Origin of the sequence: Janthinobacterium sp. GMG2, from assembly GCF_033949445.1 — a bacterium.
Taxonomy (GTDB): Bacteria; Pseudomonadota; Gammaproteobacteria; order Burkholderiales; family Burkholderiaceae_D; genus Janthinobacterium; species Janthinobacterium aestuarii.
Map to the genome: position 1 here is coordinate 1,257,719 of NZ_JAXAWA010000002.1, position 21,677 is coordinate 1,279,395.

At 66.4% G+C, this 21,677-nt stretch carries 13 protein-coding genes; 9 read left to right on the plus strand and 4 right to left on the minus strand.

Features of this window, described 5'->3' with window-relative positions:
- Nucleotides 1-42: 42 nt before the first annotated feature.
- Together SKZ59_RS11745 and SKZ59_RS11750 are read right to left on the minus strand one after the other, a co-directional pair.
- Nucleotides 43-435 (minus strand): DUF2946 domain-containing protein, encoded by a 393-nt coding sequence (locus tag SKZ59_RS11745; RefSeq protein WP_070305881.1) that lies wholly within the window; start codon nucleotides 433-435, stop codon nucleotides 43-45.
- A 51-nt stretch (nucleotides 436-486) separates the two neighbouring features.
- On the minus strand, nucleotides 487-2,631 hold the full coding sequence (locus tag SKZ59_RS11750; RefSeq protein ID WP_319991844.1) for a TonB-dependent receptor: 2,145 nt from the start codon (nucleotides 2,629-2,631) through the stop codon (nucleotides 487-489).
- Between the two features lie 247 nt (nucleotides 2,632-2,878).
- Between SKZ59_RS11750 and SKZ59_RS11755 the strand changes: the two genes are divergently transcribed.
- Nucleotides 2,879-6,343, plus strand: a complete 3,465-nt coding sequence (locus tag SKZ59_RS11755; protein WP_319991845.1) for a DUF748 domain-containing protein — start codon at nucleotides 2,879-2,881, stop codon at nucleotides 6,341-6,343.
- Between the two features lie 101 nt (nucleotides 6,344-6,444).
- Here the strand turns inward: SKZ59_RS11755 and SKZ59_RS11760 are convergent, their stop codons facing one another.
- The gene (locus SKZ59_RS11760) at nucleotides 6,445-8,886 is read right to left on the minus strand and encodes a membrane-bound PQQ-dependent dehydrogenase, glucose/quinate/shikimate family (protein ID WP_319991846.1); all 2,442 of its coding nucleotides are present in this window, start codon (nucleotides 8,884-8,886) and stop codon (nucleotides 6,445-6,447) included.
- Nucleotides 8,887-9,197: 311 nt separating this feature from the next.
- On the opposite strand from SKZ59_RS11760, the gene SKZ59_RS11765 reads away from it, so the two are divergent.
- The 8 genes from SKZ59_RS11765 to SKZ59_RS11800 all read left to right on the plus strand — a co-directional run bounded on the left by SKZ59_RS11765 (nucleotide 9,198) and on the right by SKZ59_RS11800 (nucleotide 20,404).
- Nucleotides 9,198-10,877, plus strand: a complete 1,680-nt coding sequence (locus SKZ59_RS11765) for a methyl-accepting chemotaxis protein (RefSeq protein WP_319991847.1) — start codon at nucleotides 9,198-9,200, stop codon at nucleotides 10,875-10,877.
- A gap of 49 nt (nucleotides 10,878-10,926) precedes the next feature.
- Complete coding sequence (locus SKZ59_RS11770; protein ID WP_319991848.1) at nucleotides 10,927-11,556, plus strand: hypothetical protein; 630 nt, start codon at nucleotides 10,927-10,929, stop codon at nucleotides 11,554-11,556.
- Nucleotides 11,553-12,467 (plus strand): HDOD domain-containing protein, encoded by a 915-nt coding sequence (locus tag SKZ59_RS11775; protein WP_319991849.1) that lies wholly within the window; start codon nucleotides 11,553-11,555, stop codon nucleotides 12,465-12,467. Before SKZ59_RS11770 ends, SKZ59_RS11775 begins: the two co-directional genes overlap by 4 nt.
- A gap of 73 nt (nucleotides 12,468-12,540) precedes the next feature.
- Nucleotides 12,541-13,167: a response regulator gene (locus SKZ59_RS11780; RefSeq protein ID WP_070306043.1), complete on the plus strand. Its 627-nt coding sequence runs from the start codon at nucleotides 12,541-12,543 to the stop codon at nucleotides 13,165-13,167.
- Nucleotides 13,168-13,201: 34 nt separating this feature from the next.
- The gene (locus SKZ59_RS11785) at nucleotides 13,202-13,564 is read left to right on the plus strand and encodes an Hpt domain-containing protein (RefSeq protein WP_319991850.1); all 363 of its coding nucleotides are present in this window, start codon (nucleotides 13,202-13,204) and stop codon (nucleotides 13,562-13,564) included.
- The gene (locus SKZ59_RS11790) at nucleotides 13,561-15,090 is read left to right on the plus strand and encodes a response regulator (RefSeq protein ID WP_319991851.1); all 1,530 of its coding nucleotides are present in this window, start codon (nucleotides 13,561-13,563) and stop codon (nucleotides 15,088-15,090) included. Before SKZ59_RS11785 ends, SKZ59_RS11790 begins: the two co-directional genes overlap by 4 nt.
- 121 nt (nucleotides 15,091-15,211) lie before the next feature.
- Nucleotides 15,212-16,903: a sensor histidine kinase gene (locus SKZ59_RS11795; protein ID WP_319991852.1), complete on the plus strand. Its 1,692-nt coding sequence runs from the start codon at nucleotides 15,212-15,214 to the stop codon at nucleotides 16,901-16,903.
- A gap of 57 nt (nucleotides 16,904-16,960) precedes the next feature.
- Complete coding sequence (locus SKZ59_RS11800) at nucleotides 16,961-20,404, plus strand: response regulator (RefSeq protein ID WP_319991853.1); 3,444 nt, start codon at nucleotides 16,961-16,963, stop codon at nucleotides 20,402-20,404.
- On the opposite strand, the gene SKZ59_RS11805 is transcribed toward SKZ59_RS11800, so the two are convergent.
- Nucleotides 20,401-21,612 (minus strand): NnrS family protein, encoded by a 1,212-nt coding sequence (locus SKZ59_RS11805; RefSeq protein WP_319991854.1) that lies wholly within the window; start codon nucleotides 21,610-21,612, stop codon nucleotides 20,401-20,403. The genes SKZ59_RS11800 and SKZ59_RS11805 overlap by 4 nt on opposite strands.
- Between the last annotated feature and the right edge of the window lie 65 nt (nucleotides 21,613-21,677).

A 21,677-nucleotide genomic window follows, 5' to 3' on the forward strand; every position in this document is an offset into this window, starting at 1 on the left:
CACGATACGCGCGGCGCAAGGCAGTTCAGGGAAAGGGACAGATCAGAAAGCGGCAGGCGGCCCGCGAGGCTGGACAGGTGTCCAGGCGAACAAGGGCGTGGCGGATTGGTAGAACAGCAGGGGCAGCAAGCCCGTGATGAGCTCTCCGGAAGCGAGCACGAGGGTCGTGGGCGGCACATCCAGGGCTGCCGCATGCATGCTGCAGCACGGGCAATCGCCTATGCGCATGCTGCTCTTGGTATCGGGCTTATCCGTGGAGAATGTTGCGGGTAGCATATTCATGCCGCCCGCCACCGAGCAGATTTCCAGGCTGGGCACGGCCAGGCCGCTGGCGACCGTCAGCGCGCGCGATACCGTAGGGGCGAGCGTGGCCAGGAAGATGGCGATACACGCGATCCACAGGACGATGCCGGCCTTGCCTTTGCTGATGAACATGGCAACATTGTATCAGCGCAGGTCACCCGTGGACAGCGCGCAAGTCAAGCCTTATAGATCCACCTTCATCGACAGCTTGATGGCGCGCGGGGCACCGGAGGCCAGGCGTGTGCCGGCGCCAGCCCAGTAGCGCTTGTCGGCCGCGTTTTCCACGTTCAGCTGCCACACGACGGCCTTGTCCATCACGCGGCTAGCATAGCGGGCGCCCGCGCTGAACAGGCTCACGCCGCCGAGGAAGGCTTGGTTCAGGTCGTTGACGGGACGGGCGCTGTAGTAATACGCGCCGCCGTTGACGGACAGGCCCGGCACGGTGTCAAACGCGTAGGCGAGGAAGACGCTGGCCGTGCGTTTCGACGCGTTTTCCGGCGCCTTGCCGTTGTAGTCGGCGTTGATGTGCGCAAAGCTTGGATCGAGGAACTGGGCCGACGTCTGCCACGACAACTGGCGCGTCAGCTTGCCCTGGGTCGACAGTTCCAGGCCACGGTAGCGCTGTTCGCCGTCCGAGGTGAATACATTGCTGGTATTCGTGTAATAGCCGGGGCGCGTGATGTCGAACAGCGCCGCCGACAGCAAGGTACCGCCCGGCGTCAGCCAGCGTGCGCCCAGCTCCTTTTGTTTACTCACGCCAGGCGCCATCTTGACGCCCTGGTTGACCGTGCCCGTCGGGCCCGTTTCGCCCTCTTCCAGCCCCCGCGCCGTGGAGGCGTAGAACGACAGCTCGGGCGTGGCCTTGTAGATCAATGAGGCCATCGGCGTCGTCTTGCTGACGTCGTAGTGGCTGGCGCCCTGGTCGCTTTGATAGCTGCTGCGGCGCACGCCGATGACGCTTTGCCATTGCTGGCTGAAAACCATGCGGTCGAGCGCATACAAGCCCGTGTCGCGCGTGTCGAGCCCGGCCGTCGTCGGCGCCGTCGGCTTGGGGCCGAACACGACAGTCGTCACGGGCACTGGGTTGTACAGGTTTTGCGAGGCGATCGTGTAATTGCTCTGGTAAATCGGATCTTGCGACTTGTCCGTGCGCGACGCGCCCAGGGTCAGTTCATGGGCGATGAAACCCGTGGCGAAATTGCCGGCCAGTTCGGCGCGCAGCAAGTCCGACGCCATCACGCTGTGCTGGATATTGCCCGTGATGCGGCCCGCGCCCGTGGCCAGCGCGGCCGCGTTGTTCAGGCGGAAGATCGCCAGGCGGCGGTCGCGCGCCGTTTCCGCGTGGCCCGCCTCCACCGTCAAGGCCCAGCCATCGGCGATGGCGTAGTCGGCGCGCAATTGCGCGTTTTTCGTTTGCGCTTCGAAATTCGACCAGTCCGGGCCGATCAGCTTGCGCGGATCGACGGCGCGCGGCAAGCTGATCACCCCTTTCACGGCCGTTGGCAAGGCCACGCCCGCCTGCTCCGTCACCCTGCGGCGCTCGTACTCGAGGTCGGCCTTGAGCAGCAATTTGTTCGTCACTCTCCAGTCGAGCGCCGTGGAAAGGAAGCGGCGGTTGCCATTGCCGACATCATCCAGGTAGGAACCGAGGGTGCCGCCAGCGGCATTGATGCGCACGCCGAATTCCTGCTGCGCACCAAAACGGCGCGCCACGTCGACATTCGCCACGGCACTGCCACGGTCATCAAGGCTCAAGCCCATGCTGGTGACGGGCTGGCTGCCGGCCCGCTTGGTAACGAAGTTGACGACGCCGGCCGGCGACGTAAAGCCGTAGTACAGGGCCGAAGCGCCCTTCAGCACTTCCACCCGCTCCTTGTTTTCCATGGGCACTTGCGAGAAGTTCATGATGGGCATGGAGCCGTTGAGGCGGTAATTCGTGCGGTTTTCCACGGCAATGCCGCGTATCACCAGCTGATCCCACGTCTCGCCCCCATTTTGCTGGCGCGTCACGCCGGCCGTATTACGCACGGCGTCGTACAGGCCGGACACGGCTTGCTGCTCCAGCAATTCGCGCGTGATCACGTTGACGGTCGACGGCACGTCCATGATGCTGGCGCCCCGAAAGCTGCCCGCCTCCGTGGTCAACGGCACCAGTCCTTGCGCGCGGGCGCCCGTCACCTGCACGGCTTGCATGACTTTCTCATCGCCAGCCGTCGGCTCGTCCTGGCCGCTGGCCGCCTTGGCCGCCAGCGCGGCGTGGGAAGCGAAGGCCAGCGACAAGGCTGCCGCCACTGGAAGTAAACGGGTGCGGGGAGTGGCAACAGGCATGGCGTCAGGCTTTCAATTGGAAAATTAGGGCGAGCGGAAACTTACGGTTAGCGGACATGATACCGATAATGAGAATCATTATCAAGAAAAGGTGAGTTTGTGTGAGTTTTACAGAAGAAACTAGCTCCCTCTGGCGCCTGTTATCACTTGAACACGTTTGGATTTTGCAGACGAGGCCGCAAAGAGGCATACTGACAGTCACGGCGCGCAAGACGTGCCGCCCAACAAGATACTAAAAGGTAAGTTCGTGAACACAATCGACAACAAAAGCGTGCAGACGAAAACATTTCGCTGGAAACGCTGGCAGCGCTGGGCCCTGGGCACGGGCTGCGCCCTGGCCGCCTACAGTGCGGCCGGCTTCTGGCTGGTGCCCTACGTCATCAAAAACCAGCTACCCAAATTTGCAGAAAAAGAACTCGCGCGCCAGGCCAGCATCGCCGACGTGCGCTTCAACCCGTTTACCCTGCGCCTGGAAGCGGACAAGATCGCTTTCAAGGAAGCGGCCAGCGCAAACAATGCACCGCTGCTGTCCATCGGCGCCCTGGCCGTGCAGCTGGAATGGAAATCCATCGTCCGCCGTGCCTGGAGCCTGGCGGAAATCCGCATCACGGCGCCGCAAGCGCAACTGACGATTACGCCGGACGGCAAGTTCAACCTGGCCGAAGTGCTGGCCACCTGGCAACGCAACCATCCGGAAAAGAGCGAAGGCGGCATGCCGCGCCTCGTCATCGCCCACTTTGCGCTGGAACAAGGCAAAGTGGACTGGCAAGACCAGAAGGCCGGCTATGCGGACAACTTCACGCCGATCAACTTTACGCTCGATAATATCTCCACCCTGCCCGACGCCAACGGCAGCTACAGCCTCAGTGCCGATGCGGCGCGCGGCGGCAAGCTGCACTGGCGCGGCACGGCTTCGCTCAGCCCCATCCGTGGCGAAGGCGAACTGATACTGAACGACGCTTCCCTGCCCGGCCTGGCCGCGTATTTGAAAGCCTATACGCGCGCGACTGTCGCCAGCGGCAAGCTGTCGGCGCGCCTGCCTTACGCCTTTTCCTATGCGGACGGCAAGCTGGAAGCGACCGTCAAAGGCGCCGGCCTCGCCTTGCGCGATTTGGCGCTGGTACAAAGTGGCAAGAGCGACGCCTTTACGTCGCTGAACACTTTGGGCATCGCCGGCGTGAACGTGGATCTGGCAGGCCAGAAGGTCACGGTCGACAAGGTCAACTTGTACGGCGGCAAGGTGGCCGTGCGCCGCGACAGCAAGGGCGAGATCGACGTGGCGAACCTGATGCTGTCGGGTAATCCGGCGCCAGCAGCATCGGCCGCCACCACGCCCGCCGCACCAGCCACGCCCGGCAAGTGGAAAGTGGACTTGAAACAGCTGGCGCTGGCCAATGTGGACGTGTCCGCCATCGATGAAACCGTCTCGCCGGCCTTGCAGCTGAGCGCCAGACAGCTGCAGCTGAACTTGCAGCTGGGCTTGCAGCAAGGTCCATCGGGCATGGCCACCGTCATCGACGGCGCACAGTTCGGCCTGGCCGACCTCACCATGCAACGGGGCGCGCAAACGCCGTTCAAGCTGGCCCAACTGGGCTTTACAGAAGGCAAGATCGATCTGGCCGCGCATACCGTGCACCTGGGCGCCGTGACGGCCAGCGGCGCGCAGATCGACCTGGCGCGCAACCGCCAGGGGGAATTTGCGATTGCGCAAAAGCTGCCCGTGTTTGCCTCCAGCAAGGCCGCCCCTGCCAAGGACGCGCCATCCGCGCCCTGGTCCACCAAGGTAGACAAGGTAGAACTGAGCAAGTTCGGCGCCCGTTTCGATGACGCGGGAACGGGCATCAAGGTCAATGTGCAGGATGCCCGTTTGTCACTGCAAAACGTCAGCAACGACATGAAACAGGCGCTGCCGTTTGAACTGGGCGTGGGCCTGCGCGAAGGCGGCCTATTGGCGGCCAATGGCAAGTTCGTGCCGGGCACGGGCGCCGTCGATGCGCAGCTGAATTTGAAACAGCTGACCCTGGCGCCCGTGCAACCGTTGCTGGCGCAGCATATCAAATTGAAACTGGCAAGCGGGTCGCTCTCCGGCAGCGGCCGTCTGACGACGGGCGGCGGCGCGCCGAAAGCGCCCAAGGTCCGCTATGTGGGCGGCGTCGATATTGCCGGCCTCGTGCTCAATGAAACGGATGGCAAACGCTTTGCCTCATGGAAAAGCGTACGCGCCGACAAGATGACGGCCAGCGTGGGCCCCGATTTTGTCGACATCCCCGAACTGCGTGTGGTGGAACCAAACGCCCAGCTGATCATCGAAAACGACCGCAGCCTCAATGCCCAGCGCCTGCTGGTCAAGGCGCCCGAGCCTGCCACGGCCACGGCCCCCGCTCCTGCGGCCTCCGCCACGCCGGCAGCCGACGCCGCCTTCCCCGTGCGCGTGCGCCGCGTGCGCCTGCAAAACGCCAAGCTGGATTTTGCCGACCTCAGCTTGCGGCCCCAGTTCGCCGCCAAGATCTATGAACTCAATGGCGTCGTCACGGGCCTGTCGACCAAGCGCGATGCGCGCAGCCAGATCGAACTCGATGGCCGCATCGACGAATTCGGCCTGGCCCGCGTGCGTGGCCAATTAAATCCGTTCGCCCCGACCGACAACACGGACTTGAACGTCGTCTTCAAGAATGTCGACATGGTGTCCGCCTCGCCGTACACGATGAAGTTCGCCGGCTACAAGGTGGCAGAAGGCAAGATTTCGCTGGACTTGCAATACAAGGTACGCAACCGCCAGCTCGACGGCACCAACCAGATCGTGCTCGACAAGCTGACCCTGGGCGAGCGCATCGACAGCCCGGACGCCTTGAAGCTGCCGCTGGAACTGGCGCTGGCCATCCTCAAGGATAGCGACGGGCGCATCGACCTGGGCTTACCCGTGTCGGGCGACATGAACGACCCGCAATTCAGCTATGGCGCCCTGATCTGGAAAGCCGTGGGCAATGTGCTGACGAAAATCGTCACGGCGCCGTTCCGCGCGCTGGGCAACTTGCTCGGCATCAGCGCCGACAAGCTCGAATCGATCGACTTCGATGCGGGCAGCGCCGTACTGCTACCGCCCGAGCGTGAAAAAATCAAGCAGGTGGCGCAAATCCTCGCCAAGCGCGAACAGCTGAAGCTGGCCGTGCCTGGCCAGTACAGCGATACGGACGCGGCCGCCCTGCGCGCCCAGGCCGTGCGCCGCGCCGTCGCCGCCAAGGCCGGCATCAAGCTGGAAGCGGGCGAAGAACCGGGACCGTTGAACCTGGGTGAACGCAAGATACGAAGCGCCCTGCGCGACCTGTACGCGGAACGCTTCGGCAAGGCCGAGCTGGACAAGCAGAAAAAGGCGGCGGAATCGGCCGCTCCTGCCACAGCGGCCGCATCAGCTGACGCATCGGCTCCGGCAAAAATCCCCGTATTCCAACGCTTGGGCAAGCTGATCGAAGGCGAGCCGCAAGTGGCCGACACGGGCGCCTTCTACAAGGGCTTGCGCGAGCAGCTGGAAGCTAAGCAGCCCCTGGCTGCCGACGCCTTGAGCAAGCTGGGCACCCAGCGCAGCGCGGCGATTCTGGCCGCCCTGCAGCAGGACGGCACGCCCGCGGCCAGGGTCAGCGCCGGTGCGCCGGAAAAAACGGAGGCCGCGCCGGGCAAGCTGGTGGGACTGAAACTGGGATTGGCGGCGCAATAAAATCTGGGGTCAGACCCGTCGGGGGAATGCGTACCAATGGGGCGCATTCCGATCGCGAAGCGACTGACCCCAGCTCTTTCCAGGTGCTTGCCCTCCACTTTCTACTTTTTCTTCTCCACAGCCTCATCCGGCAACGCAAACGCCACCAGGCTATCGCCCATCTTCGTGCCCAGCGAACCATGGCCGCCGGCCATGACGACGACATATTGCTTGCCCGTCTTGTCGGAGACATAGCTCATCGGCGTGGCCTGGCCGCCGGCCGGCAGGCGGGCTTTCCATACGGTCTTGCCATTGCGCACGTCGTAGCCGCGGATGTAGTAGTCGAGCGTGCTGCTGAGGAAGGCCACGCCGCCGCCCGTGGTGCTAATGCCGCCCAGGCTGGGCACGCCCAGCGGCAAGGCGATGGGCACGGGGGCGCTGTCGCGCGTGGTGCCGTTCTTGTGCATCCACACTTTTTTCATGGTGCGCAAGTCGACGGCGGCGATATAGCCCCACGGCGGCGCCTGGCATGGGAAGCCCAGCGGCGAAAGAAAAGGCTTGATTTCGACGGCAAACGGCACGCCCGTCTGCGGTTGCAAGCCCATTTCGGAGCCCGTGCCGCCCTTCGCATTGGCTTGCGCACGCGGCACCAGACGCTCCAGAAAGCCCATGTAGTCGGGATTGACCAGCAGCAATTGCCGGCCCGGATCGACGGCCGCCCCGCCCCACTCGAAGATACCGAGCGGGCCCGGCGAGATGATGGCGCCCTTGATCTTGCCTTCGGCCACCGTTTGCGGCGTGAACGGCCCTTCGTAGCGGTGCTGGCGGAAGATGATGCGGCACGCCAGCTGGTCGAACGGCGTCGTGCCCCACATATCCGTTTCGCTGATGTTTTTCTCAGGCAAGAAAGTGAGGGCCGAAAACGGCTGCGTGGGCGACAGGCGGTCGCCGGGAGCCGGGTTGTTCGTCGGCACCGGTTTTTCCGGCGCCGGCACGACCAGGCTGCCATCGCGCCGGTCGATCACATAGATGTCGCCGCGTTTCGTCGTGGCCACGACGGACGGCACTTTGCCTTTCGGCGTGTCGATGTCGACCAGAGTGGGCTGGCCGCCGATATCCATGTCCCAGATATCGTGGTGCACGGTCTGGTAGACCCAGCGTACCTTGCCCGTCGCCAGGTCCAGCGCGACGATGGCGCTATTGTATTTCTCGCCATGGGGATTGCGGTTGCCGCCCCACGTGTCCGGTGTTTCATTGCCCATCGGGATGTACACCATGCCCAGCTTTTCATCGACGCTGGATACGCCCCAGGAATTGGGCGAATTGTTCGTGTAGGTCTTGCCATCGGCAATCGGCGCCGTGTCGTCGGGGTTCGAGGCATCCCAGTTCCACATCAACTTGCCCGTGACGGGATCGTAGCCGCGTATCACGCCGGACGGCTCTTCCGTGGAAAAGTTGTCGGTGACGCTGGCGGCCATCACCACCACGTTTTGCGCCACGGCCGGCGGCGACGTCGGCATCAAAAAGCCCCGCTTCTTCATGCCCATGCCGTGGTACAGGCCGATCACGCCATTTTCGCCAAAGCTTTTGCAGGCTACCCCCGTATCCGCGTTGACGGCGATCAGGGTGGCATCCATGGTGGGCGCGAGGATGCGGCGCGGGCATTCCATGCCGGCCGCCTCGGGTGCCGGGTCGCCCTTGGCGCGGCCCGCGTTGACGTCCCAGTAGGCGACGCCGCGGCAGATCATGTGCTGGTAGGTCGATGCGTCGCGGTTGATCTTCGGATCGTGGCGCCAGATCTCCTTGCCCGTGTCCGGATCGAGCGCGATGACGATGTTATGCGGCGTGCACAGGTACAGCATGCCGTTCACTTTCAGCGGCGTGACTTCGTTGGCGATCTCGCCCGGATCGTTCGGGCCCTTGAAGTCGCCCGTGTTGTACACCCATGCCTGTTTCAGCTGCGACGCGTTGGCCGGCGTGATCTGCGCGGCCGGCGCATAGCGGTCGCCATAGCCGGAACGGCCATACGCGGCCCAGTCGTTGGGCGCCACGCCGGGCGCGAAATCGCCTTGCGGTGCGGCCGCCATGTTCTCGGCCGGCACTTCGCCATGCAAGGTGTAGTAGTCCTGGAACAGCGAGAACACGCCCACGGCAGCCGTCAGTACCACGGCGGCGGCCAGCGCGCTCTTGCCCGCGTCGCGCGGTTTCGCTCCGGCCGTCAATGGCGGATCGAGGCGGCGGTCGACGAAGGGCAGCAGCAGCCAGACGGCGGCGGCGAACCAGATATCGAGGCGCGGCAGCAATTGCCACCAGTCGAACTTCACTTCGATCACGGACCAGATCAGGGTGGCGAACAACAGCAGCGCGAGAAACAGCTGGGCGCTGCGCCGCCCCTTCCAAACGAGCGCGCCCGCGACGAGCATGCCGATACCGGCCACGACGTAATACCAGGAACCGCCCAGGCTGACGAGCCAGGCGCCGCCGCCGACAAGTGCCAGGCCCAGCAAGATGAAGATGACTGCGGTGATGACAAGCAAGGGTCCAGGCCGGGCAGAGGCAGTCATGATGCTCCTTTACAAGAGTCAGTCGGCGGCACGCGCCTGCGCACCGTATTTGATGGCGATCAAGGAATTCCATTTTTTCACTAATCGGCAAAGCGTGCCACACGCCAGAAGGCCAGGTACACACCGTGTGGCTTTTTATACACGGTCTTACCGTCCAGCCCGCTATAAGCATATGTTTTCAATGAAAATCATTGAATAAAATAATTCAACAACAAATTTCTCGAATAAAACGAATTTTTATCGTAAAATGGAAAAAACCACCAAAGCCAAACATTTTTCTTGAATTTCACTTCATTGGAGCGGCGCCCATCATGACCATCGCTAAACGGCTGTACGCCTTGATCCTCTCCGTCGTCCTCGGGCTGGCCGCCCTGGCGGGCTTTGGCATCTACCAGATGGACCGCGTGTACACGGCGGCCAGCTATGCCACTGTCAACACGGTACCCAGTCTGCTCACCTTGAACGACGCTTTCGTACCGTTCGCACAGATGCGCACGGCCGTCTGGCAGCACATGGCCAGCAAGGATGCGGCCGGACGCGCCAAGCTGGAAGCGGGCATCAGGGAAGCGCGCGCGGCGGTCGGCAAGGCGCTCGACCAGTATGAAAAAGAAGATGTAACCGATGAACAGGACCGCGCGCTGCTGGCCGCCGACCGCGCCGTGCTGCTGCGCTACGATGAAGTGCGCGACAAGGTGCTGGCGCTGTCGAAGGCCGGTGAACTGGACGCGGCGCGCGACTTGCTGGTGCAACACCAGCCCATCATCAAGGAACTGGTGGACGCCCTCGCCGCGCACCACCGCTACAACGCAAACCTGGCGGCCAAAGGTGCGGCCGATGGCGCCGCCGCCGCTGCCAGCGCACGCTGGATTGCCATCGCCCTGTCCCTGGCCGTGACGGCGCTCGTAGCCAGCATGGGCCTGCTGCTGGCGCGGCGCATCGCCGCCTCGCTGGCCGACGCCATCGGCGTGGCCCGCACCATCGCGGACGGCGACCTCAGCGTGCAGGTCCGCGCCACCTCGAACGACGAGGTGGGCCAGCTGATGCAGGCCATGGCGGACATGAGCGCGAGCCTGGTGCGCATCGTGGCCGAAGTGCGCTCCGGCACGGACAGCATCGGCACGGCCTCGGGCGAAATCGCGTCCGGCAACCTGGACCTGTCGGCGCGTACGGAACAGCAAGCGGGCTCGCTGGAAGAAACCGCCTCGGCCATGGAAGAACTGACGGCCACCGTGCGGCAAAACGCGGACAATGCCCGCCAGGCCCAGCAAATGGCCATCAGCGCCTCGGACAAGGCGCAGCGGGGCGGGCAAGTGATGGGCGACGTGATACGCACGATGGAAGCGATCGACAGCGCGTCGAACAAGATCGCCGACATCATCGGCGTCATCGACGGCATCGCCTTCCAGACCAATATCCTGGCCCTGAATGCGGCCGTGGAAGCGGCGCGCGCCGGGGAACAGGGGCGCGGCTTCGCCGTCGTGGCCACCGAAGTGCGCAACCTGGCGCACCGTTCGGCCGCGGCCGCCAAGGAAATCAAGGTACTCATCAGCGACTCCGTAGAACAGGTGGGACAAGGCGGCAAGCTGGTCCAGCAGGCCGGCGCGGCCATGACGGAAGTGGTCGACACGGTACGCAGCGTTACCGACATCGTCAGCGAAATCTCGGCCGCCAGCGTGGAGCAAAGCACGGGCATCGAGGAAATCAACCGCGCCATCACGCAGATGGATGAAGTCACGCAGCAGAACGCGGCCCTGGTCGAAGAAGCGGCGGCGGCATCGCAATCGCTGCAGGAGCAGGCAGCCAGGCTGGCCGGCGTGGTGGGCGCCTTCAAGCTGGCGCAGGGACAGGCCGGCGCGGCGCCGCGCGCGCCTGCCGCCCCGCGGCCCGCACAGCACAAGGCGACGCTCAAGCTGGTCTCCACGCGCCCCGCAGGCCAGGCCAGGAAAGCGGCGCCGGCCGCCGCCGATTCGGGCGACTGGGAAGTATTTTAGGTCCGCCATCACGCAGGATCACTCGCATAGAACGCACTGGAGCACTGCCATGAACGCCTTCCTTGCCATTCACCCCTTTCTTCGCTGCGAAGACCTCTCGCTGATGCGCCCGGCGCTGGCGCTGGCAGGCCTGCTGTTGCTGCTGGCCGCCCTGCTCTGGCGCCGCACCCGCTGGCGCCAGGCCGGCCGCGCGGCACCGGCCGATCTGCATGCGCTGCTGCAAATGCGCAAAGCGGTCCCGCCGGCCAAGGCGGCTGACAGCGCACCACCATCGACAGCGCCCAAGGCACCGGACACGCCGCCATTCGACGCGGCCCGCCTGGACGCCATGTTCGGCCACGACCGGCGCCTGCAGGGCGAGATTCTGGCCCTGTTCGTGGCCGAGACACGCGACCGCCTCGCCGGCATCGCCCATGCGCTGCGCTGCGAGCGGGCTGCCCCGGCAAGAGTGCTGGCACAGGAAATTCTCGACGGCAGCCAGTCCATGGGCCTGCTCCCATTGCAGGCCCTGTCGCGCCAGGCCGTGCATGCGGGCTTTTCCAACGATATCGGCGCCCTGCACCGCCTGCATGCGGAACTGCTGATGGCGCTCGATGCGCTGTCGCAAGCCGTCACGGCCCTGCAGACGGCGGGCACGGCGCAGGCCGATGACTGCAACGGCGTAGGAAGCCGGCCATGAGCACGCACATCGACCTGGCGTTCCTGCCCGGCGGCGCCATCCTGCCTTCGCCCGCCTGGCGGCGCCACTGGCTGGCCACCTTGTGCCAGCAGCAGGTGGCGCTCGATGAATTGGCGGAACAGCTGGGCTGCGATCCGGCCATGACCGGCAAGCTCATCGGCCTGGCGAATGCGGGCGTGCCGCCGGGCGGGCGCAGGCATGCGGCCGTCAGCGCCGCGATGCTGGCGGCCATCGGCCTGCCCGCCCTGCGCCAGGCGTGCGCCACTCCGGCCCCGCCAGCGCCCACGTGCGCGCACTTCGACGCGCAGCGCTACTGGTCGCACTCGCTGGCCATGGCGTGCGCCGCCCGTGTGGCCGGCGACGCGCTGCAGCTTGCGCCGGCCGATGAGCTGTACAGTTGCGGCTTGCTGGCCAACTGCGGCCAGCTGGCCTTGGCCACCGGGCATCCGCAGGAATATGGAGAACTGCTGGGCCAGTACGGCAATGGCGTCACGGCCCGGCTGCTGTGCGAAGAATCGCAGCGCTTCGGCCACCACCAGCTGGCCCTGTCGGCCATCCTCATGCGGGGCTGGGGCATGGCGGACATCCTGTGCGACGCCGTGCTCTGCCATGCCGCGCCGCCCGGCTTCGGACGGGCCGGGCGCATGACGGACCTGGCCTGGCTGCTGAAGCTGGCCAGCAGCTTCGCCGACCTGATACTGCGCAACGGCGCGGGGCCGCGCGAGCCCGCCCTGGCCACGGCGCGGGTACTGGGCCTGGACGCAGGCCACATGGAAACCCTGCTACGCCACAGCAATGCGGAGTGGAGCGAATGGCGCGATATCCTGGAACCGCACACCCATCCCGCCCCCTGCCGTACGCGCACGCGAGTCCGGCCAGCCGCACGCCAGGTTTTCAGTGAATTCATCTAATTCGTTGAAATTGATTTTTTGAGCCCGATTGCGTATCATTCCCATCAACTTCATCGCGACCATAAAGCCCATCATGCACACTGCAGACGTCTGCACCACCCAAAAGGCCGCCGAAATCCTCGGCATCTCGGTCACCTCAGTGCAGCAACTGGTCGAGGCCGGCGTGATCGAAGCGTGGAAGACCAAGGGCGGCCACCGGCGCATTCCCCTCGCGGCCGTCGAAGCCTACAAGGGCAATCCCGGCCAGCCGGGACAGGACCAGCGCGCGGCGCGGGCCAGCCGCCCCGCCCCATCGGGCCGCCCGCCGTCCATCCTGGTGATCGAAGACAATCCGATCGAGCGCGCGCTGTATGAAAAGCAGATCGGTTCATGGGGCTTGCAGGCGGACTTGCGCTTTTGCGAGAACGGCTATCAGGCGCTGATGGAAATCGCCCGCGACCAGCCCGACATCCTGCTGGCCGACATCGTCATGGAAGGCATCGACGGCTACGAAGTGATCCGCACCATCCTGGCCGACCCGCTGCTGGCGGACATGCACATCGCCATGCTGTCGAGCCTGACGCAGGAAGAGCTGCAGGAACGGGGCGGCGTGCCGCCAGGCGTCGTGTTCTTTGCCAAACCCGTCAATTACGACGAGCTGCGCGGCTATCTGCGCGCCTGCTGCGCCGGCCACGCGCGGCGCAACAGCCTGGCCGCCTGACCCGCCGCCGCTTTCCCTTCGCCACGGAGCCGCCATGCCAGCCTATCGCCACATCGATCCTGCCGTGCTGTTCCACGCCACCGGCCACGACCTCGAGATGTTCCGCGCCCTGTCGCAGACCTACCTCGACACGTCGCCGGCCATGTTTGCACGCGTCGAGCAGGCCGTGCGCGGCGGTGCGGCGCAAGCCATCGTGCATAGCTGCCATACCTTGCGCGGCACCGTGGCCCTGCTGGGCGCCGGCGCCCTCGTGGCACGCCTGGCGGCACTCGAGCAGCTGGTGCGCCATCAGGGCGTGGCGGCACCGGACTGGCTGGCCGAAACGGCGGCGCTGATCGGCGCAGTGGAGCAGGAAGTACGCCGCAGCATGCTCGAATACACGGGCGCGCAGGCATGAACGCGCGCCAGGCCGTCCTGCGCCTGGTGCACCACTATCGGCCGCGCACCACGGCGGCCATCGTCGGCCTGGTGCTGGTGGGCCTGCTGGCGCTGCGCATCGTCGTCTCCGGCGTGGTGCTGCACCGCGAAGCCGTCGATGACTGGAAACAGGACCTGTCCAATCTGTCGCTGCTGCTGGCGGAAAACACGGCGCAGAGCATGACGGCGGCCAGCCTGGTGCTCGACAGCGTCAGCAGCGAGATCGAAGCCGCCGCCCCCGCGGACGCGCAGGCGCTGGCCGCCGCCGTTGGCACCCCGGCCATGCACCAGATGCTGCGGCACAAGATCGGCGGCGTGCCGCAAGTGGACGTGGTATCGATCGTCGGCAGCGATGCCGGCGTGCTGGCCTTCAGCCGCGCCTTTCCCGCGCCGTCCATCCACCTCGGCGAGCGCGACTACTTCGAATATCACCGGCGCCACCCGCACGGCGGCATGCATGTGAGCGCGCCCGTGCAAAACAAGGGCAATGGCGCCTGGACCTTCTATATCAGCCGGCGCATCAGCGGCCCGGACGGCCGTTTCCTGGGCGTGGTGCTGGTCGGCCTGTCGTGCGACTTCTTCAGCAAATTCTTCCAGAGCACCAGCATCGGCGAACACACGGCCTTTTCCCTGTACCGCAGCGACTACACGCTGCTGGCCCGCTGGCCGGCCGTGCCCGCCATGATGGGCAAACGCAACCTGACGGGCAGCACCTACCGCCTGCTGGAACAGGGCAAGACCGATGGCGTGCTGCAGGTGGACTCGCCGCGCGCGGCCGAGCAGGGACGCCCGGTCGACCGCCTGGCCGGCATACGGCTGGTGCGCGACTATCCGCTGGCCGTCAACGTCACTGTGACGGACGAGGTCTACCTGGCGGGCTGGCGGCGCATGCTGCGCACCATGGGCGGCGCGGCCGTGGTCAGCCTGCTCGTGCTGGCCGGGGCCATCGCGCTGATCATGTCCCTGCTGCGGCGCCAGGAGCACGAGGCGGCCCTGGCCCTGGCGCCGCGGACGCCGGCCGCCACATCGCCGGAGCCGGAGCCGGAGACCGCAGCGCCATCCGAATCCACACCCGCGCCCGCGCCTGCACCAGCGCCGGAATCCGCCCCGGAACCGGGCGCGCGCATCCTGCTGGTCGAGGACACGGCGCTGAACCGCCAGCTCGTGTGCCTGCAGCTGGGATCCCGCGGCTACAGCATCGATACGGCGGAGAACGGCGCGCTGGGCCTGCAGGCGCTGGCCGAACGGCAGTACGACCTGGTGCTGATGGATTGCATGATGCCCGTCATGGACGGCTACCAGGCGTGCGAGGCCCTGCGCGCCCGCGAAGCGGCCAGCGGCGCGCCGCGCCTGCCCGTCATCGCCCTCACGGCCGGCGTCACCGAGGATGACCGGCAGCGCTGCGTGGCGGCCGGCATGGACGATTACCTGTCCAAGCCGTTTACGGCCAGCCAGCTGCGCGACATGGTCGAGCGCTGGCTGACGCGCCAGGCGGCGACACGTTAGCCGCCAGGGCCGGCGCTCAATACAACACTTCCCGCATAAAAATCATTTTATTCGATAAATTCAATCATATTCACTATAATTGATAAATCGCGCACAGAATGACAACCCTTGCGGAGGCAGCATGCAACAGCACAGATACGGGAAGGCCATGGCCTGGCAGCGTTGGGAGCGCTGGGATGCGCGCACCCTGCTGTCGCTCTTCATGGCCATCCTGCTGGCGGGGCTGTGGAGCATCACCGTGCTGCAACTGCGGCACGCCTACGACGCTGCCATCGCCGGCGCCGGGCGCGATGCGCGCAGCATGGCGCGCGTCTTCGACGAGCATGCGATCCGCACGATCGAGGCGGCGGACCAGGCGGCCACGTATTTGCGCAGCCGCTACCAGGCGCTGGGTAGCGGCCTCGACATCGTGACGGACCTGCGGCAAGGCCTCAGGCCCGGCCCCCTGTACAACCTGTTTACCATCGTCGACGAACAGGGCGACATGGTGCTGTCGAGCCGCCCCTTCCAGCCGACCAACCTGGCCGACCGCGAACACATCCGCGTACACATGCAGCGCGATAGCGGCGAACTGTATATCAGCAAGCCGGTGCTGGGCCGCGTGTCGCAAAAATGGTCGATCCAGATGACGCGCCGCATCAACCATGCCGATGGCCGGTTCAAAGGCGTGGTCGTGGTCTCGATGGACCCGTATTACTTTACCCGCCTGTACGACGAAGTCGACCTCGGCGACAACAGCTCCACCGAGCTTGTCGGCAGCGACGGCGTGGTGCGCGCGCGCCGGGTCGGCGCCGCCGACACCATCGGCCAGGATATCGGCGCCAGCAAGGTATTTTCCTTGATGCAAGGTAAAACGCGGGGCGGCTTCACCGAACGCAGTCCCGTCGACGGCATCGTGCGCTTTTACGCGTTTGAAAAACTGGCCGGCTACCCGCTGTACATGCTGGTCGGGCTGGACCGCGACACGGTATTGGCCGACTACGTCTCGCGCCGCAACCAGGCCTTGCTGATGGCAGCCGTCACGAGCGCGCTGATCGTGCTGTCGTGGGCCGCGCTGGTGCTGCTGATCGGCCGCCTGGTCGACAGCCGCGCCAGGGCCATCGCCGCCAGCGAAGCCAAGTCGCGCTTCCTGTCGAACATGTCGCATGAATTGCGCACGCCCCTCAACGGCATCCTCGGTTTCTCCGAGCTGCTGCAAGAGCAGCTGCGCGAGCCGGAACAGGCCGCCTACGCGCAAACGATACAGGACAGCGGCCGCGAGTTGCTGTCCATGGTCGAGGCGGCGATGGAATTGAGCGCGCTCGAGCACGATCAGGTCCGGCTGGAGTCCGCCGCCGCGCCATTGGACCAGTTGCTGGAACTGGCGCTGGCGCCGCACCGGCCGCGCGCGGCGCACAAGGGCTTGCAGCTGGCCGCGCAAGTGGCGCCCGCCACGCCGCCCAGCATCGATTGCGACCGCGTCCGCTTCGTGCGCGTGCTCGACATCCTGCTCGATAACGCCATCCGCTACACGGCCGCCGGGCGGGTCGACGTGCACGTCACGCACAGCGGCGCGGACCTGCAGATCGAGGTGCGCGATACGGGCATCGGCATCGCACAGGCGCAGCAGGGCGTGATCTTCGACAAATTCTCGCAGGCCGACGACTCGCCGAGCCGCGCCCACGATGGCGCCGGCATGGGCCTGGCCATCGCGCGCCAGCTCGTCGCGCTGATGGGCGGCAGCATCGGCGTCGCATCCGCGCCGGGCCAGGGCGCCGTCTTCCGCCTGCGGCTGCCGCTGGGCGGCAAATTGACCACACTATCACATGCATAGTTGCGCCAGTTGTGCGCAAAAGTTGTTCTCCATCCCTATCGGGTATAGCATCGCCACATGAGCTATCACACAGAGGCGGCGGCGTTGCGCAGACGATGGATCGAGTGGCTGTTCCTGCTTCTCGGGCTGCTGATCGTCGCTGCGGCCCTCGCCTACGCGCACCTGGCCGAAGCGACGCGGCATGACGAGGCCGAGCGCGAGCGCCTGAGCGTGCTGACGGCGCTGCTGGCAAAAAACATCGAAGTCGACCTGGCGGCGACCAACCTGGTGCTCGGCGGCGTGATCCGCGACTATCTGGCCGCCGGCCCCGCACCGGACGCCGGCCAGGCGCTGCCCCGGCGCCTGGCCGCGCTGGTCGACGCCATGCCGGGCGTGCGCACCATGCTCGTCATCGATGCGCAAGGCAAGGCGGTCGCCACCAACATCGCGGAACTGGCAAACCAGGATTTTTCGCGCCGCGGCTACTTCCAGACGGCGCGCGACGCCCCCGACGCGCGCATGCTGTACATCTCGGCGCCCTTCCATTCCTTCAAGGGCGACCTGGTCATCACGGCATCGCGCATGGTGCAGGACAAACAGGGCCGCTTTGCCGGCGTGGTGGTGGCCACCTTCGCCCCCGAATACTTCACGGCCAAGTTCCGCACCGCCATGTACGCCCCCGACGTGTGGGCCGTGGTGCTGCATGGCGACGGCCAGCAGTTCCTCAACTATCCGGCCAGGACTGCCAATGGCGGCAATATGGACGTCCCCGGCAGCTTCCTGCGGCGCTTTCGCGACAGCGGCTACCAGGCGGGCGTCCTGAGCGGCGTCGAGATTGCCGGCGCCGGCGCCCACACCGCCCCCCGCATCATGGCCATGGCGACCATCGCCCCCACGGCCCTGCACATGGACCGCGCCCTGATCATTGGCCTGAGCCGCGAAGAAGCGGCCATCGCCGCCCCGCTGCGGCGCCAGGCGCTCGGCTACGTCCTGTCCTTTGCCGTGCTGGCGCTGGCCGCGGCCAGCCTGCTGTTCTGGAGCCAGCGGCGGCGCCGGCAGCAGGCCGCCTGGCATGCGGAACAGGAAAGCGAGCGCCAGGCCATGCAAGCCGTGTCCGACAGCGAAACGCGCTTTCGCACCCTGATCGAAGATGCGCCCGTGGCCATCGCCATCCTGCGCCACGGCCGCTTCATCTATTCGAATCCCCGCTACCGCAATCTGCACGGCTACACGATGGAAGACAATCTGAACGGCCTGCCCTGGTCCGCCATGATTTCCCCGCCATCGCTGGCGGCGCTGGCCGCCAACGAAGCGCTGATCGAGGCCGATTCGCCCAGCGAACAGGTGTTCGAGGCCGTCGGCCTGGGCAAGCAGGGCCTGCCCGTGCCCATGTTCAAGACCACCACGCGCGTGCTGCTCAAGGATGGACCGGCCACCCTGATCTTTGCCCAGGATATCTGCGCGCAAAAACAGGCCGAAGAGGCCATGCTGCTGGCGCGCGACGCGGCCGAAGCGGCCAACCGCAGCAAGGCGGAATTCCTCGCCAACATGAGCCATGAAATCCGCTCGCCGCTCAACGCCATCCTCGGCATGGCCTGGCTGCTGGAGCGCGACGGCCTCGATGGCGAAGCGCTGCAGATGGCGCACAAGATCCGCGCCGCCGGCCAGTCGCTGCTGGGCATCATCAACGACGTGCTCGACGTGTCGAAAATCGAGGCGGGCCACATGACCATCGAACAGGCGCCTTTCCGCCTGGCCGACGTGATCGACAAGATCGCCGCCAGCATGGGCGTTGCCGCGCATGACAAGCCGATCGAGGTGCGCATCGGGCCGCTGCCCGACGGCGTCGACCAGGTGATGGGCGACGCGCTGCGGCTGGAACAGGTGCTGGTCAACCTGACCAGCAATGCCATCAAGTTCACCACGCAGGGCACGGTCGAGCTGACGAGCGCCCTGGAAAGCCGCGACGGCGACGCCGCGGTGCTGTGTTTCAGCGTGCGCGACACGGGCATCGGAATCGCGCCCGAAGTGCAGGAGGCGATCTTTTCCGCTTTCGCCCAGGCCGACACGTCCACCACGCGCCGCTTCGGCGGCACGGGCCTGGGCCTGACCATCTGTCGCCAGCTGGTGCGCCTGATGGGCGGCTCCATGCGCCTGACCAGTGTCACGGGCCAGGGCAGCACCTTCAGCTTCACGGTGCCGCTGCAGCTGATGGCCGCCAGCGTCCCGTCCTCGCCCGACATGCAGGGCTTGCGCGTCTTGCTGGCCGATGGCAAGGCCGACGCGCGCGGCGCCGTGGCCGCCGTGGCGCAGGGTCTGGGCTGGAGCGTGCATGCCGTCTCCGGCGGCCAGGCGGCGCTCGAGCATGCGCTGGCCTGTGCCGACGACGCGCGGCCCGGCGTCATCGTGCTGGCCGCGCGCATGCCCGACATGGACGGCGAAACCACGGCGCGCGCCCTGCGCGAGCACCTGCCGCCGCAGGACTGCCCCATCGTCATCCTGGCGGCCAGCGGCACGCCGGCGACAGCGCCCGCGCGCCGCCGTACGGACCCGGCCAACCCGGCCGATGCCATCCTCAATGAACCGGTGACGGCGTCCAGCCTGTACAACGCGACGATGGAAGCGCGCCAGCGGCGCGCCGAAGCGGCCGGCCTGGACGTGGGCCTGGACGTTGTTCATGGGGCGCTGGGCGAGCGCGTGCTGGCCGGCGTGCGCGTGCTGGTGGTCGACGACAGCGACATCAACCGGGACGTGGTCAACCATATCCTGTGCGACCAGGGCGCCCTGCCCTCGTTCGCCTGCGACGGCCAGCAGGCGCTGGACTGGCTGCTGGCCCACCCGGCCGACGTCGACATCGTGCTAATGGATGTGCAGATGCCCGTCATGGACGGCTTGCAGGCGACGCGCGCGCTGCGCCAGCTGCCGCAGTTCCAGGACCTGCCCGTGGTGGCGCTGACGGCCGGGGCGTTCCAGACGCAGCGCGCGGCGGCGCTGGAAGCGGGGGTGAACCATTTCATCAGCAAACCGTTCGACGTGCCGCAGACCATTGCCCTGATCGCGCGCGCGCACCGGCGCCACGCGCAAGGGCTGCCGGCCCTGCCGCCCGTCGTCGCCGAAGCGGCGATGCCCGTGCGGGCGGGCGGCGCGGCGCCCGTGATCGACCTGGTGCAAGGCATGGAGCAGTGGCTCGATGAAGCCCCCTACCGCCAGCACCTGTCGCACTTCGGCAGCACCTACCGCAACACGGTGGGCGCCATGCGCGCGCTGCTGGCGGCCGATGCACGCGCCGACGCCGCCGCGCTGGCGCACAAGCTGGCCGGCGTGGCCGGCAGCCTGGCCCTGCCCGCCACCGTGCACGCGGCCCAGCAAGCCGAACAGCTGCTGCACGCGGGCGACGATGCGTCCGCCGCCCTCGATGCACTGGAACAGGCACTGGCGCAGGCCATCGAGGCCGCCGCCGCATACACGGCACGGACGCCGCCCGGCCAGGCGGCCGTGCCAATGACAAACTTGCCAGCCTAGCCTTCGCGGCCATCCACCCTGGCGCGCCACAGATACGGCGCATACACGCATGCATACAGGCCAAAGGCCAGCGACCAGCAGGCGCCAGCGGCCAGCAGCAGCGGCATGGACAGCGCGGCGGGACCGACGGCGGCCAGCAGGCGCGCCAGCGCGCCCAGCTGGATCAGCCAGTACATCGCCGCTTCCGCCTTCCCGCCCTTGAGCGGGCGACCCGTGTGACCCAGGGTGGTGCGCGTCATCATGCCGATGATCAGGCCCGCCATCGAGCCCACCGTCAGCGCGTGCAAGGCGGCGCTGGCGGGCAGCAGGCCCAGGCTGGCGGCCGCCAGCAGCGCAAAGCCGATGCCTATCCACGCATACGACAGGTGCAAAATCCACAGCAGCGGCACGCGCACCGTACGCTGCGGCTGCCAGGCCAGCAGGTTGGCAAGCGACACGCCGGCGGCGCAGAAGGCCAGCGGCGCCGTCAGCCAGGCTGGCGCGCCGGCCAGCCACGCGATCGCGGCGGCCGCCATGCAGGCCACGGCCGCCAGCGCGCGTTTCGGACTGGCCACGGGCGTGCTGCCCGGTGCGCCATTGCGCGTAAACATGGGGATCACGCGCGCGCCGATCACCGATTCGATCAGCACGATGATGAAAATGGCCGCCTGCACGGGCACAAACAGCGACAGCGGAAGCCAGCCCAGCACGGCCGCGTGGAACAGGCCATTGGCCAGCGCCAGCAGGGCCAGCAAGCCGACGAGGAACAGGTTGCGCGTATTGCCCGAGCGGCGCAGCACCAGGTACAAAGGCCAGGCGGCCAGCGGCAGGAACAGCCAGTCGACCAGCGCTGGCAGCAGGCCGGGACCGTACAGCATGGCCACGCGCCCGGCCAGCCACAGCCCCACCAGCGCCATCAGCTGGACGCCGTGCGGCGTCGGCAAGCCCGTCCAGTTGCGTCCTGCCGTGTACAAAAAGCCCACGACGACGGCCAGCGCGAAACCGAACACCATTTCATGCATGTGCCAGCCCAGTCCCACCTGCAGGCCGCCCGTCAGCCAGCCCGCATAACTGGCCAGCCACAGGGGAATGCCGATGGCCGCAAACACGGCCGCCAGCAGGTAGAACGGGCGAAAACCCAGTTGCCAGACGGCGTGGCCGGCCTGCCAGGGCGCCGCGCTGGCGGCGGCGGGAGGAGAAGATGGTTCGCTGATCGGGGTGATGGCCATGATGGGCTCTCTTTTAAAGATATATTCAATATACTACTTTAAAAGCGCGATGGCGGCCATCGGCA

Coding starts and splice junctions, on each gene's coding strand:
- SKZ59_RS11745 (WP_070305881.1), bottom strand. CDS start 435: ATGTTCATCAGCAAAGGCAAGGCCGGCATCGTCCTGTGGATCGCGTGT.
- SKZ59_RS11750 (WP_319991844.1), bottom strand. CDS start 2,631: ATGCCTGTTGCCACTCCCCGCACCCGTTTACTTCCAGTGGCGGCAGCC.
- SKZ59_RS11760 (WP_319991846.1), bottom strand. CDS start 8,886: ATGACTGCCTCTGCCCGGCCTGGACCCTTGCTTGTCATCACCGCAGTC.
- SKZ59_RS11765 (WP_319991847.1), top strand. CDS start 9,198: ATGACCATCGCTAAACGGCTGTACGCCTTGATCCTCTCCGTCGTCCTC.
- SKZ59_RS11770 (WP_319991848.1), top strand. CDS start 10,927: ATGAACGCCTTCCTTGCCATTCACCCCTTTCTTCGCTGCGAAGACCTC.
- SKZ59_RS11775 (WP_319991849.1), top strand. CDS start 11,553: ATGAGCACGCACATCGACCTGGCGTTCCTGCCCGGCGGCGCCATCCTG.
- SKZ59_RS11780 (WP_070306043.1), top strand. CDS start 12,541: ATGCACACTGCAGACGTCTGCACCACCCAAAAGGCCGCCGAAATCCTC.
- SKZ59_RS11785 (WP_319991850.1), top strand. CDS start 13,202: ATGCCAGCCTATCGCCACATCGATCCTGCCGTGCTGTTCCACGCCACC.
- SKZ59_RS11790 (WP_319991851.1), top strand. CDS start 13,561: ATGAACGCGCGCCAGGCCGTCCTGCGCCTGGTGCACCACTATCGGCCG.
- SKZ59_RS11795 (WP_319991852.1), top strand. CDS start 15,212: ATGCAACAGCACAGATACGGGAAGGCCATGGCCTGGCAGCGTTGGGAG.
- SKZ59_RS11800 (WP_319991853.1), top strand. CDS start 16,961: ATGAGCTATCACACAGAGGCGGCGGCGTTGCGCAGACGATGGATCGAG.
- SKZ59_RS11805 (WP_319991854.1), bottom strand. CDS start 21,612: ATGGCCATCACCCCGATCAGCGAACCATCTTCTCCTCCCGCCGCCGCC.